The organism is Rhodopirellula baltica SH 1, assembly GCF_000196115.1.
In the GTDB taxonomy this organism is placed as follows: Bacteria; Planctomycetota; Planctomycetia; order Pirellulales; family Pirellulaceae; genus Rhodopirellula; species Rhodopirellula baltica.
On record NC_005027.1, the window covers coordinates 6,028,977 to 6,043,153 of the forward strand.

At 55.8% G+C, this 14,177-nt stretch carries 8 protein-coding genes; 6 read left to right on the plus strand and 2 right to left on the minus strand.

Going from position 1 to position 14,177, the window contains the following annotated elements:
* Window positions 1-105 precede the first annotated feature (105 nt).
* Window positions 106-567 (plus strand): DUF1569 domain-containing protein, encoded by a 462-nt coding sequence (locus RB_RS23030; RefSeq protein ID WP_231845907.1) that lies wholly within the window; start codon window positions 106-108, stop codon window positions 565-567.
* A gap of 227 nt (window positions 568-794) precedes the next feature.
* Here the strand turns inward: RB_RS23030 and RB_RS23040 are convergent, their stop codons facing one another.
* Window positions 795-2,270: an arylsulfatase gene (locus RB_RS23040; protein WP_011123096.1), complete on the minus strand. Its 1,476-nt coding sequence runs from the start codon at window positions 2,268-2,270 to the stop codon at window positions 795-797.
* Between the two features lie 154 nt (window positions 2,271-2,424).
* Entirely contained in the window at window positions 2,425-3,936 is a 1,512-nt protein-coding gene (locus RB_RS23045; protein ID WP_164922394.1) for a sulfatase, read from the minus strand.
* Window positions 3,937-4,528: 592 nt separating this feature from the next.
* On the opposite strand from RB_RS23045, the gene RB_RS23050 reads away from it, so the two are divergent.
* The 5 genes from RB_RS23050 (at window position 4,529) to RB_RS23080 (ending at window position 13,996) form a co-directional block, all read left to right on the plus strand.
* Window positions 4,529-6,670 carry a peroxidase family protein gene (locus RB_RS23050; protein ID WP_164923007.1) on the plus strand — a complete coding sequence of 714 codons (2,142 nt, stop codon included), beginning with the start codon at window positions 4,529-4,531 and terminating at the stop codon, window positions 6,668-6,670.
* 565 nt (window positions 6,671-7,235) lie between these two features.
* The gene (locus RB_RS23065; RefSeq protein WP_164923009.1) at window positions 7,236-9,101 is read left to right on the plus strand and encodes a matrixin family metalloprotease; all 1,866 of its coding nucleotides are present in this window, start codon (window positions 7,236-7,238) and stop codon (window positions 9,099-9,101) included.
* Between the two features lie 113 nt (window positions 9,102-9,214).
* Window positions 9,215-9,892, plus strand: a complete 678-nt coding sequence (locus RB_RS23070; RefSeq protein ID WP_007339513.1) for a sigma-70 family RNA polymerase sigma factor — start codon at window positions 9,215-9,217, stop codon at window positions 9,890-9,892.
* The gene (locus tag RB_RS23075; RefSeq protein ID WP_164922396.1) at window positions 9,892-12,561 is read left to right on the plus strand and encodes a serine/threonine-protein kinase; all 2,670 of its coding nucleotides are present in this window, start codon (window positions 9,892-9,894) and stop codon (window positions 12,559-12,561) included. The genes RB_RS23070 and RB_RS23075 overlap by 1 nt, the downstream gene beginning before the upstream one ends.
* A complete protein-coding gene (locus RB_RS23080; RefSeq protein ID WP_011123103.1) occupies window positions 12,548-13,996 on the plus strand; it encodes a hypothetical protein in 1,449 nt (482 codons plus the stop codon). The genes RB_RS23075 and RB_RS23080 overlap by 14 nt, the downstream gene beginning before the upstream one ends.
* Window positions 13,997-14,177: the final 181 nt, after the last annotated feature.

Here is a 14,177-nt window from a genome sequence, read left to right on the forward strand (position 1 = left end):
GATGGGTGGAATGCGAACGAGATGAACCGCAGAGATAGATTGGGAGGAACCAATCCAAGACGCTGTTTCTCTTCGCTGTTTCTTTTTTCTATCGCTGGCGACACCATGACCAAGATCTCCAAGCGTTCTCTCGATTTTCATTCTGGCGATGAAGTCATCGCTGAGATCAAGCGATTGCAGGAGGGGGGCTACGTTCAAACCAAGAACTGGAACTTGACCCAAATCTGCGAGCACCTCGACCTCATCATGACCGGTGGCATGGAAGGGTTCGGGTTCCGAATGCCACGAATTCTTCGGGCGACGGTGCTGAAGTGGATCATCGGTCGAATATTGAGGCAACGCAAAATGTCGAGCGCACCAACCTTGGACCGATTGAAACCGAAGTCACCGGATGGACCCGATGATCCCAGTGTCATCGATCATTGCATCGAGACAATTCATCGGGCGAAAGCCTTTGACGGGTCGATGGAAGACTACCCGTTTGTTGACAACATGACGCCGGATATGTGGCGTCAGTTCATGTGGCTGCACGCGGCCCATCACCTTGGGTTTTTGGTACCCAAGTGAATTTTAGTGTCCAGGTGAAAATGTGTGGATCGCTTGAGGTGCGTGTCGAAGACGCGCGACGTGGCTTGGCAACGAGCGGTGAATGAGTGTTGGATTGGAATTGTGACATAGCAGCCTGTTGATTTAGTCGTATACCGAGTGACAACAATTAGCCGATGGGCGTTAGCCCCGGTTGGCGTCTGGCTAACCGCCGCTAACGCGGTACGGCTCATTAAATCAACAGCCCGTTAACGTTTGGACGCTGGAACCCGAACTTGCCAGTTGGGGTGCGGCGTGTGAGCTTCTTCCATCAACGTTTCAAGTTGTTTGACGATCTCGGGATGATCGCTTGCCAGGTTGGTCGTTTCGCCAATGTCGGCTTTCAAATCATACAACTGAGTCGGACCCGTCATCCACGGTTCGCGGATGGCTTTCCAATTGACGCGTCGAACCGCTTGCCGGCCACCTTGCTCGTAGAATTCCCAGTACAGGTACTCATGCGTTTGTTGGGCTTCCGGGCGGCCGACGATCGTGGGTGCGAAACTGATGGAGTCTGCGTCTTCGGGGAAATCCGTTCCGGCGAGTTCCGCCGCGGTTGCCATCAAGTCACCGAAGTAGCCGATGTGATCGGAGACAGCGCCAGGCGGAGTCGTGCCAGGCCAGCGAACGATCAATGGGACGCGAATGCCGCCTTCGGTCAGGGCTCGCTTCATACCACGAAGCGGTCCAGCGGGATCGAACTTCTTTGGGTTGTGACCGCCTTCGTTGTGTGGGCCGTTGTCGCTTGAAAACATCACCACGGTTTGTTCATCGATTTGCAGTTCTTTGAGCAAGTCGAGAATGCGACCAACGTCCGAGTCCATTCGCGTGATCATCGCGGCTTGGCCTTTGTCTTGGTCGCTCCAGTCTTTGTCGGCGTAGATGCCGTAATCGGGCACCTCTTGTCCATTGCCTGACATGCCGGTTCCCTCATTGTTGGCATGAGGGATGGTCAGCGAGAGGTACAAAAAGAATGGCTTGGTTGCGGCGTCCGTCGCTTTTTCGCGAATGAAACCCATCGCTTCGTTTGCGATCAGGTCATGGGAATAATCGACTCGTTTGGTGGCCCATCCCCCAGTGAATCCACCGTAGGATCGGTCGCGGCGTTGGACTTCGTTTCGCAAGGCGACCTTGGTCTCGTTTCGCCACAGAAACTCAGGGTAATAGTTGTGCGCGTGGACTTGGTTGAGGTAGCCGTAGAAGTGATCGAAACCTTGTTTCCGCGGCAGGCCATCGCGACCACCCAGGGCGTCGTCACCCAGACCCCATTTGCCGCACAATGCGGTCGCGTATCCGGCGGACTGGAGCACCTCGGCCACGGTCACGTTTTCGTCGCGGAGCGATTGCTTGGACATGTCCGGCCCACCCGCGTTGCCGCGAACATGGGTGTGTCCCATGTGCATCCCGGTCATCAGCACGCTACGTGAAGGAGCGCACACGGTGTTGCCGGCATAGAAGTCCGTGAACCGCATGCCTTCGGCTGCCATCTGATCCAAACGAGGTGTTTGAATCAATTCTTGGCCGTAGCAACCCAAGTCTCCGTAGCCGAGATCATCGGCCAGAATGAAAACGATGTTGGGTCGCTTGGCGTCTGCCGCCGAAGTGGACGGTGCAGTCGCGAAACCAAGCACTAGCAGTGACGTCAGAACAGGGAACGAAAATCGAAGGACAGCAGCCAATCGCATGAAGGTTTCTCGGGCGAGGTGGGGGATCGTGGGGCATCAATCAACAAAATCAGCCGGCGGCATTCTAATCGCCCAGCCCACCTCGGGGAGAGCGATCTGCGTCAGCAATCGGCCGAAAGCGTCACCGCTGTTCGGAGTTTCCGTCCCTCACGCTTCAGCGTTTTCGTTTCGCGGGAGCGGGGTACTTTGCCAAGATCTTTGTCAGTCGCTGAACAACCTCCGGGCGGTCGCTGGCTAGATTCTTGGTTTCATTCGGATCGGTTTGATAGTCGTACAGTTCGTAGGCCGTGTCACCTTTTCCATCAAACGCTTTCCATTCCACCAGTCGGTACCGTTCGGTGCGAATGGAACGTCCCAGTTGTCGCTTTGGGTACGCGTGATAGGCATGGTCGCGAACTCGGGCGGAGGAATCCTTGAGAACGGGTACCAAGCTGACACCATCGATCGGTTGAGGCCCGCTGGGTGCGGGTAGCCCAGCCAATTCTGACAAGGTCGGGAAAATATCGACGCTTTCGGCCAATTGTTTGGTGGAGCTGCCCGGCTGAGTGACGCCCGGCGCGGTGATCAAGATCGGGATCCGGTTGGCTTGTTCGTAGTTGGTGTGTTTGGTCCAAATGCCGAGGTCGCCGAGGTGAAAACCATGATCGCCCCAGAGCACCACGATTGTGTTGTCCAAAAGTTCGAGTCGGTCGAGTTCCTTGATCACCTTTCCGATCTGAGCGTCGACGTAGCTGACGCTGGCGTAGTAGCCGTGGATCAGATTGCGTTTCAGTTCATCGTCAAAGTCCGCGTTGGGTTCGGTGGGAACGGGTTTGTAGTTTGAAATTTCGCCGCCACGTTTGCCGGCCACTTTGGGTGCGTCCACCGGCAGCGTTTCATGAGTCGGCATGGGGAGCGAGGCTGGGTCATACAGATCCCAATACTTTTGTGGTGCACTGAACGGCAGGTGAGGACGCGCGAAGCCCGAGGCAATGAAGAACGGTGTGCCTTCGGTTTTTTGACGTTGCTTGGCCGCTTGCAGTCGTTGGATCGTTTCGGCGGCGACGCGACCGTCGGCGTAGTCCTCGTCCTTGGCATCGGGCGATTCATACGCGGCACCACGAGGGAGCGTTTTGATTCGCCCGAGCATCTGGTTGGTGAAGTAGGCTTCTTCGCGAGTCAGTTGCCCGCCGTCGGTGCTGGCCGGTTCCAGGTACTCGATGACCTTTTCTTTGAAGTGTGGAACGGAGAACGATTCAGGGTCGCCATGATTGCCATGGCCGATGTGAAAGGTCTTGCCCAACGACTCCGTCCGATAGCCACCCTGTTTGGCAAAGTGCTGAGGCATCGTGACGGCGTCGGGAATGATCTGACGCAGTTGGCTGCCCAGTCCGTACAGCCCGGTCGATGTGGAGTGAGAACCCAGCATCAACGTGAAACGCGATGGTGCGCAGACGGCTTGGTTGCAATAAGCCATCTCGAATCGCATGCCTCGATTGGCCAGCGAATCAATGTTGGGCGTTTTCGCGATCGAGTCGCCATAACAACCCAAGGCGGGTTTGAGATCGTCGACCAAAATCAGCAACACGTTGGGGCGCTCATCGGCTTGGACACCGGCCATGGAGCCGACGCTGAAGCAGCCGAGGAGGGCCAAGAAAGTAACTGTCTTCTGAAGTTGTGAGAGCATTGGAAGAAGGGAATCTGCATGGGGGATGGGGCTGTCGATCCGGATCGTTTCGCGAATCGAAGGAGGATGGTGGGAGGTGCGTCGCCTGGTTCTGTCTTTCGATTGGTTGTCAGGTTGGTTGGCTTTGCTGGAACGCAAGGGGTGAGGTGGTTGATTCGGCGGCATTGACGCGTGGAAAAGGGGGATCGCCCGGCCATTCTGCACCAATGGATCGTGGGAAGCAAGTTTTCTCGTTGGGGATGTTGCACTGCCGTATTGATTTGGTGCTCCGATGTTGTGGGCTGGTTTTCAGTTTTGCTACCTGTGGCGATCATTCTTGGACAGAGAGATGCTTAGAAATGTTGTCGGTTTGGGGTGCGAGCAGTCTGTCAATCCTTGAGGATTCGGTCACCAAGTGGGTGGTTTGCTTTTGGGTTCGACTAACATTGGGAGCAACCGGCCAGATGGATCGGAAATGGGGCTTCATTCATCGTCAGATTCATGGAGCAGAACCAATGCTTTGATTTTCCCGATGGCAACGTTCATCTTTGGCTTTTGTTTGGTCGATGGAACGATTGTCATGACTGTCACCGCCACCGTTATCAAACATCTCATGTTGTTCCGGTCGAACCGAAGGAAGAAACATCCTTCACGCAAACGACGTTTTCTCCGCGGCGAACGCCTTGAGGGGCGACAGTTGCTGGCGGGCGATTTGGGCGGGTATCGGCACAACATCTATGACGCAGAAGACGTCAACGATGATGGTCGTGTCTCAGCGATGGATGCGTTGTTGATCATCAACGCGATGACCCGTGAGGTCTCGCATGATGAAGGCATGTTCACTGACGTCAACGGTGATGGTCGACGAAGTGCCTTGGATGCGCTGCGAGTGATCAACCGAATTGAGCGCGGCGATGTCATTCCGGTTGATCCCGATGTGGAGGACGAACGCTCTTGGTTGATACCGGAGATGCCGTCGGAGATTCGGTCGATCGATGGCACCGGCAACAACCTTCAACACGATGCTTGGGGAAGTGTTGGTCAGACATTGCTTCGCTCCGCACCGGCGGATTACGACGATGGCATTCGGATGCCGGCCGGTGCGGACCGCCCCAGTGCGCGGGAGGTCAGCAACGTGTTGTCTGGGTTGAACACGAGCGAATCCCTCAATGATCGTGGGCTCTCTGCATTTGTCTATGTGTGGGGGCAATTCATCGATCATGATTTGGGTTTGAGTGAAAGTGAAGAGCACGGGGAAGCGTTTGATATCTCGGTGCCGAAGGGGGACCCTTGGTTTGATCCGATGGGAACCGGTGAAGCGGTGATTCCGCTGATTCGAACACCCGTGGTGGAGGGGACCGGCACATCCGTGGACAACCCGGCGGAGCAGTTCAACCAGATCACGTCCTACATCGATGGATCAATGGTCTACGGGAGTGATCCGGTCACGGCGGCGACATTGCGAACGAACGTGGGCGGTCGGATGGCGATCTCCGACGACGGATTGCTTCCGATGGACGAGAGCGGGATGGTGATCGCCGGTGATGTCCGTGCCAGCGAGAACGTGGGTTTGACGGCGATTCAGACGTTGTTCGTCCGAGAGCACAATCGTTTGGCAGACGAGATTTCTGTCGCGGATCCTGAGGCAAGCGACGAAGAAGTTTATCAACGTGCGCGGTTGGTGGTGATCGGTCTGGTTCAGTCGATCACTTACAACGAGTTCCTGCCTGCACTTTTGGGCGAGCATGCGCTGGATGCTTACGAAGCTTACGACGCGTCCGTGAATCCCGGCATCGCGAATGAGTTTTCAACCGCCGCGTTCCGACTCGGCCACAGCACGCTTCGTGATGAAGTTGGATTCATGTCCAATGATGGACGCGAGAGCAAAGACGAGATGGAACTGAAAGACGCGTTCTTCCATGCATCGATGTTGGAAGAGACCGGCATTGATTCTCTGTTGAAGTTCGACGCGTCCGTGCAGGCTCAAGAAATTGATTTGGCCGTGGTCGGTTCGTTGCGGAACTTCTTGTTTGGGCCTCCTGGAGCGGGCGGATTGGATCTCGTCGCGATGAACATCCAACGCGGTCGCGATCATGGCCTGAGCGATTACAACGCAACACGGCAAGCGTACGGTTTGGACCAAGTGGAAACGTTTGACCAAATCACCAGCGATGTGGAGTTGCAACAGAAGTTGGCGTCGCTGTACGGCACCGTCGACAACATTGATTTGTGGGTTGGCTTGATGGCCGAGGATCACCAACATGCTGCATCCGTCGGTGAGCTGACGGGTTTGATCATCGCCGATCAATTCCAGAGGACTCGTGATGGAGATCGGTTCTTCTACAAAAACGTCTTGACCGATTCGGAGGTTGAATCGATTGAGCGTTCTACCTTGGCAGACCTGATTGAACGCAACACGAGTGTGGACGGATTGCAGGAAAACGTCTTCTTCATGCAGGTCGAACTTCGCGGGCGAGTCATCTTGGCCAGCTCGATTCCGCCGAACACCATGCCGAGCGAGCTGCGCGAAGAGGAGATTCGCGGTGTGTCGGGAATGGCGATCGAGTTGATTGACGCAAGTGGGAAGCTGGTTGATTCCACGGTGTCCGATCAACATGGGAATTATCGCTTCCGAGCGTTGAGCGAGACAGGCGATTACCAGGTTCGCTTGTCGGAATCGGGCGAAGCGATGGACGTCCTCGTCGCTCACGGTGCGGAAAGAATTCGCGACCTGGATTTTATCGTCCTCGCTTGAGAGTTCGGCACCGTAGAAGCCGCTGAGTGGTGACATCTGTCAGCCTCGAGTTTTCAACCCGAGGTCTTGGTTGCAATTCCACGCCTCAAGGAGGTGGTGCAGTTTTACAAACGCAGTGCTCGCAAGGTTGAATTCACCCTCCTGAACGCAGTTGGGGAGGGTCGGAATGCGAGCGTTCAGCGAGAATTCCGGGGAGGGCTAACCGCGCCGTTTCCCATGCTCGGCCCTCACCCTTGCGTACGCCTGAACGGCGTCGCTCGACCTCTCCCGAAACGAAGTTTCGGGAGAGGTACGCCATGTGGAAATCTGCCGAAAAGCGGAATCAAAAAAACGGCACGCCCTCCAAAAGTTGGGACCTGTCGGGCTGGTGGAGGTGGCCGCGAAAAACGGGTGTTTTTGTGAAAATGGCGTGTGGAAGTGACGTGACGGGCAGAGAGATGCCCTCTCTTGGTGGCCCATCAGATGAACGCGCGATCGGATCCTCGTTCGTGATGGGAAAGGCTGGCGATTGATGTGATCGCGGATGCCTCCTTTTTCCCTCGTCTCATTGCAACGTCTGCCCAATATGACTCAACGGAAGAAACGAACGCGCCGTCTTGCGATCCAATCTCTCGAAACTCGCCGCGTGCTTGCCGCCAGCCTGGGCTGGGATGGGCCGGGACTGGGCGGTGCCGCCCTGACCTACACCATTACAGGATCGCCGAGCACGCTGACTCAGGAAGAGACTGATGCGGCGATCGAAACCGCGTTCAACGCATGGGCCAGCGTTGCGGACATTGATTTCACGGAAGTCGACCAAGTCGGACTGAATGATTCCATCGATATCTCGTTCGAGAATTTGGATGGGAGAGCGGGCACACTGGCACAGGCGTATTTCCCCGACGATGTGAACCCGGCTCGATTGGCCGGTGACATCCAGTTTGATCTTTCGGAAACCTGGGAAGTTGGCAACTCGCTGGGCAATGCCGCGTTCGATTTGGTGTGGGTCGCGGTGCACGAAATCGGTCACTCGTTGGGGCTGGATCACACCGATGCGTCCGGAAGTGTTCTGGCGCCATTTGTTTCCGCCAATCAATCGTTCACCGAATTGGACGAGGATGATGCGATTGCAATCACCGAGTTGTACGCGGCGGCAGATACTGCGGCGGACGAGCCTGTTGACGAGTTGGACCCGACCGACGAATCCGAAGTCTCGACGGACGATGAGACGACGGATGCCGCAGACGACCCGCCTTTAGAAGATCCTTCGACGGACGAACCCGGCAATGGCGATGACCAGGACTCGGATTCAGGGAACAATGATTTCCGCAACCATTGGTTTGTTTGGAACCGATGGTTTCGAACCCGTTTCCAGCAACGATTTAGCGGGCGTTTGGATGCGGAACTGAATGCATTCAACTACGTCAATCCAACGGATGTCAATGAAGACGATCGCACAACGGCATTGGACGCGTTGATGGTAATCAATCGGCTCAATCAAACATCGGAGGGTGAGTCCGATGACGTCGAGATGGACGGGTTGTGCGACGTCAACGGCGATGGAAGCGTGACCTCTTTGGATGCGTTGATGGTCATCAATGCGATGAACGATGCAGATGTGGACGACGCTGCTTCCGAGTCGGCGGTGACGGATGTCGACATGGAATTGGACGAGGAGGAATTGAACTCGGAAGCGGACTCCTTGGACGATACTGAGGTTGTGTTCGACGAGGAGGACGAATCGACGATCGACGAAGGCGGTTTGGTCGATGTTCCAACTGCCGAGGATGATGAATCAAACGACGAGGACCCCGATTCCAGTGGTGAGACGGATTCCAACGAGGGAACGGGTTCCGATGAAGAGAATGGCGACGAACCAATGGACGACGATGACATTGATGATGAGATGATCGATGACAACGAAACCATGTCCGAGGAAGACTTTGATCACCGGGCGGATGGATTTGATCGACGAAACCACGGTTTGTTCCGTGCCGGTTTGTTCAGCGGTGACGTTGAGTCGTTGATCGAGCGGTTGGATGCGGACGGTGATTCGGCTCTTTCGGAATCAGAAGTGTCCGAGCGGTTGTGGGAAAAACTGACTGGTTTGGAGGCCGATGGTGATGCCGATGGTTTGCTGACCGCGGAAGAATTAGAAGCCGCGTTCCTGGTCGCTCGTGAGGAACGTTTCTTATCGAAAGACACCGACGAGGACGGTTTGATCACGGAGACCGAGGTTCGCGATCGGCTTTGGGCGAAATTGGCGGAGGCGGATGCAGACGCAGATGGCGGCGTTTCTTTCTCGGAATGGGAGGCCTTTCGGGAAGAAGCTGAGGCAGCTGATTCGGATTCTGTCTCATTGCGGTCATCGCGATTGGATCGCGTCGATGCAGCGTTCAGCGTGGTGGGTCGGGATGCCCCTCGGGATCGGTTCTCGAGGTTTCGGCGATAAATCGATGAGTTTTGAAAAAAACTGAAAAAGAGGTGACGGTTTGTAGTTTGCCCCGCAACTAGTTCCTTGCGAATGATGATGCGAAGTCACACTACTCTTCGGAAGGCAATGCGATGGTCGCCACGGACTCCTCATGGACGACGCGCGAAAACGATTCCAGCGACCGAGAAGGTTGGGGCAACGACGTCGGGTTCATGGAGTTGTTGGACCACGCACGCGATGGTGACAGGGACGCGTTGGGACGACTGCTCCAGTGGTACACGAACTACTTGACGATCTTAGCCAGCACTCAGTTGGATCGTCGGCTTCGCAAACGAGTCAATCCATCGGACATCGTTCAAGAAGCGATGTTGGAAGCTCACCAGGACTTCGGCGATTTTCGTGGCACCAGTCAGGGCGAGCTGCTTTGTTGGTTGCGAACGATCTTGATTCACACGTTGCATCGCAGTTTCAAACGCCACGTTCAAGTTCAAAAACGAGACATTCGTCGCGAAGTTTCTTTGGAAGCGGTCAGCAATCGATTGGAGGAGTCGGCTTGCAATTGGGCTGGTATTTTGGCGGGCAATGAACCCTCGCCAAGTGCGCCGATGCGTGCCCGTGAAGGTGCCGTCGAATTGTCCAACCAGCTCAGCAAGCTCAAACCGCATTACCGCGAAGTGATCGTCCTGCGAGTATTGCAAGGGCTATCGTTCGATGAGATCGCGGAGCGAATGGATCGCAAGTGCGGTGCTGTTCGGATGCTTTGGTTGCGAGCGCTGGAGAGTTTCAAAGCATCCGAGGATCAGCGTTGATGGTCGCCTTTGAATTGTCGACGGACGAATCGCAATCGACGGATCCATCGCTGCTGCGCGGTCTGAATGACGAGCAACAATCTCGGCTGACGAAGTTGTTGGATGAGTACTTGGTCGGTTTGGAAAACGGCGAGTCATTGGACTCGGATGAAATCGTTCGGCAGAACCCAGACTTGGGGTCCGTCTTTCATGCTTACCTTGAAAAGCTGAGAGCTCTCTACGGCGTGGCCGCCGGGATGCACCCCACGCTCGATGCGCCTTCGGTTCCGCTGCCGGCGGACAAACAACTCGGTGACTTCCTTTTGCATCATGAGATTGGTCGTGGTGGGATGGGAGTTGTCTACGAAGCCAGCCAGCAGTCGCTTGATCGACGCGTCGCGATCAAGTTGCTGCCGCTGGCTTCCATGTTGGACTCGAACCAGATCGCTCGTTTCAAAAACGAAGCTCACGCGGCTGGCTTGCTGCAGCATCCGCACATTGTCCCGATCCACAGCGTCGGCAGCCATCAAGGCGTTCACTACTACGCGATGCAGTTCATCGATGGCATCGCCTTGGATGCTTGGGTGCGGGAACGTCGTGAGGAGAAAATCGCTGGTGAGCTTGCCGTGGAATCGGGGACTTCCTCCGGCGAATCTCGGGCGGAGTCGGCGGAACGAAAACGCGACGCATGGAAGCAAGTGGTTCAGTGGGGAATCGACATCGCTGACGCGTTGCACGTTGCCCATGAAAATGGTGTGGTCCATCGTGACGTGAAGCCATCCAACTTGATGCTTGATCGATCCGGCAAGATTTGGGTGACCGATTTTGGTTTGGCTCGCTGTCAGACCGAAATGTCATTGACTCGATCAGGCGACGTCATTGGAACGATGCGATACATGAGTCCCGAGCAATCTCGCGGGCAGTCGGCTTTGATTGATGGACGAGCCGATGAATATTCTTTGGCCGCAACGTTGTACGAATGCCTGACGTTGCGTTACGCCCACGAAGGCGAAGATGCGGCAACGATTCTGAAGAAGATCGACAACGAGGAGGTGATCCCGCTGCATCTATTGCGACCAGATTTGCCTCGTGATCTAGGCACCGTGATAGCAAAGGCGATGTCGAAGGGGCGTGAGGATCGATACGAGACCGCCAAAGAGTTCGCCGAAGACATGGATCGAGTGTTGCGGGGTGAACCCACCATCGCCAGACCACCATCGATGAGCGATCGCTTGATCCGTCTGGCTTCGAAGCATCGTCGTGTGGCACTGTCGGCGGCTTTGATTGTGATTTTGGGTTTGGTCGGGTCGACAATTTACAATGCCAAGCTGGCAGCGGCGAAGAGCGTGTCGGACAGCAATTTGGCGCGGGCCACTCGGAGTGAGCTGTTGGCTCGCGGAGCGATCGATCGTTTGGGAGCTCAGATGGCCGAGTCGCTCGCTCACATCCCCGGGGCTGATTCGGTTCGTCGGGAGTACCTGCTGGAAACACTGCAGTACTACGAACTCTTTGCAGCGGAAGTCAAAGACGATCCAGCATTGCGCGAGGACCTGGCAATGACGCTTGCGAAAGTGGGTGATCTGCAATCTGAACTGGGGGCTAGTCAACAGGCGATCGCAGCCCTGAAACGCAGTGAATCGATTTACGCTGAGTTGGCGGCTGATGCGGGAATCAACGATCCCGTGCGGCTGCACTGGTCGACGTGCCAGAACAACTTGGCACAAGCCTTGGTACGGGCAGGGAAACTGGAGGAGGCAGCTCGCTATTTTGTTCGGGCGATGAAACTTCAACAGAAGCTGGTCAATCAAGGACCCGCGTTTCCACAACGCCGCGAGGCCGAAGTGTCGTTGGCAACAACGATGAACAACATGGGTTTGTTGTTGATGCGAACCGATGCAAAAACGGAAGCGGAATCGTATTTTGCGAAAGCAATTGAGCGTCTTCAGCCGTTGACCATCGAATTAGTATCAAACACAGACAAATTGTCGGAATCAAATACGGGGGAGATTGCGAAAAAGTTGTCAGCGGTTCAGTCCAATTTGGCGGGCCTGTTGACGGAATCGGACCCTGAACGAGCGATCCGTTATGCGAGTCAGGCACTCGAGTCCCAATTGAGTTTCTTGCAGGCTGAACCAGGTGACGCGGAGATTGCCGGGCAGACGATGGTGACGCTCAATACGCTCGGCGCGGCGCAATCCGCGATGGGGAGGAATGCAAAAGCAATCGAGACATTCGAACAAGCCATTGAAATGGGCAATCAAGTGGTGCTCCGTTGGCCCAGTCACCCGAACTACCGGAGGGATTTGTCACTCAGTTTCAATCACTTGGGTTTGGTTCGATCGAAGATGAAATCTCTGGGAAAGGCACGGGCAGCATTTGAGAAGGCGCTGGAAGTTGGACAACCGCTCGCTACTCAATTTCCAGAAGACGCCGAGACGCAGAGCATGCTGGGTGGAGTTTGGAACAACTATGGATTCCTTCAACAGCAACTGGGGGATGCTGGGGCAGCCGCCGAGGCATATTCCCACGCCATTCGCCTGCAATCCGTCGCGGTTTCGGTTGCGCCGGAAGTTGTTCGTTACAATGAATACCTGCGAAAGCACCGGGCGAATCATCAAAGCGTGATGCCTTCTGCCGGAAACTCGCTGCCTCAAGAAGAGCTACAAGGATTGATTCATGAAGCCAATTAACGACTCGCGAATCTTATTGCTCGAACAACTTGAATCACGTTCTTTGTTGGCCGGCGGGATCTTCGCGCATTCTGATATGGGTGCTGCGAACCAAGGAATGGACCGATCGCAAATGGATCGAGCGGTTCCGGCATTGCAACGTGCAGCTGCCGAAATCAATTCCGGTAGCGCGCGTGATGGTGCGGGGATTCAGAATCGATCAGAACGTTCGCTGGATCCCGGCGGTGCACGTCCGATGCGAGACTTCGCTGCGATTTCACGCCCATCAGTACAACACGGTCATCCTGGACAACGTGATGGAGGACAGAACGATCGGGGGCAACCCATTTCCGGGCGTGAGCCTCGCGGCGGTGATTTGCGAACATTCGATCTGATTGGTCAATCGTCGCAGGCAAATTCACAAACGTCGGTCGAAGGTTCATCTAGCAATCAGAGTCTTCAGTCGTCTGGTTCCAGTTCGGTGCTGTGGACGGTTCAGTTTGTGGTTGCTGCGCCGCGACCATCCAACAGTGTGAGTGTGGGTGATGTGCTTGATGGTTGGAGCGGCGGAAGTGTTCGTTCGTCGGCGGGCGAAGGAACCGTGTTGGCTCGTGCGAACTCCGCCGCCGGTTCATCGGAGTCTGGTTCGACAGGCCGGGGCAGCGATTCGAAATCATCCGCATCGAATGTTGCAACGAGCAATACCGGTGCCGTACAAGGCAGTGGTTCGTCGGTTGCCTCGGTCGATGATTCAACAGCCGCTGTTGCAGTCGCGAACGTCGCCGAACGGACGAATCGCTCGACTGACAACTCGCAAATTGCCGCGGTTGATTCGTCGTCGCCTATCGCCGGCGAAGTGGATGGGGGAACGATCGATTGGTTGCCCCGAGTTTCCAGCAGCGACGTGTCGCTGGAATCCTCCGGATCGGACGACGACGCATGGGAATTGGACGAACGCACGCTCGAGCAACTTCGCAAGGTGGCTCGAGATGCAACGGATGATCTGACGGAGGGTATCGAATCGGGGCGTGTTCGTGACACCAGCGAAACGCCGTTGTTGGAAGGACATTCTGTCGACGACGCTTTGGCAAGTTGGTTTGGCTCTCCCACCGGCTTGATCGATGGGATCCAATTCCAGGGTGCATTGCCAACGGTCGTTCCGACTTTTTCACCTGGAATGGTGGAGATCGCTTTGGATGCAACCGTGGGAGTCCACCGGACAATCGGTCAGATGGCTTCAGCGGAGAAGGTTCCGGGCCCAGTCGTTGTGAACGAAGTTCGCGATGCAGTGTTGGCGGCGATCGCGTTTGAGACCGACGCACTGGCACAGCCTGCTTTGGGCACTCGGCCACTTCGGTTGTCAGGATTCGCCTATCCGGGTGTCGCAATCGTTGCGGGGACTTTGGCACTGAACGCACGTCGACGTCGTTCAGGAGTCCTGCTGACCAGCCGCTGATCGGTGTTGCGGACAGAACGAGCTGCAAGCTGACGGGCTGGGTGCTGAGGAGGGCGGGGTAACGAGGAGGGCCGGGTGCTGAGGATGGCAGCGAGCGAAAGTGCCGCTGATCGCAAACGCGGAAACGGAACTTGGGCGGACTTTGCGGGTTCAATGCTTCATCGGGGGCGTTCTGGACGTT